General features: G+C 67.6%; 1 protein-coding gene. It reads right to left on the bottom strand.

What is annotated here, in order from left to right; translation table 11 throughout:
- On the bottom strand, positions 1 to 247 hold a 247-nt coding region (locus ACLQ22_RS32140), incomplete at both ends, for a beta-ketoacyl synthase N-terminal-like domain-containing protein (protein WP_425695627.1).

Below are 247 nucleotides of genomic sequence, written 5' to 3'. Positions count from 1 at the left end.
GTCGAACAACGCCGCATCCGCCAGGAACCCACCCTCGCGGACATAACTGGTCCCCGACCGCGCCGGATCCGGGTCATGCAACGACCCGTCATCCCAACCCCGATCCACGGGGAACCCGTCCACCGCGTCAACACCCTCGACCAGCAACTGCCAAAACCCCTCCGGGCCATCAACCCCACCCGGATACCGACACCCCATCCCCACAATCGCCACCGGCTCATCGACACCCGCACCGACCGCCACCGGC

It is taken from the genome of Micromonospora sp. DT178, assembly GCF_049841695.1.
Classification (GTDB): Bacteria; Actinomycetota; Actinomycetes; order Mycobacteriales; family Micromonosporaceae; genus Micromonospora.
Note: the sequence above shows the minus strand (reverse complement) of the source record. Positions and strands in the feature narration are given on the sequence as shown.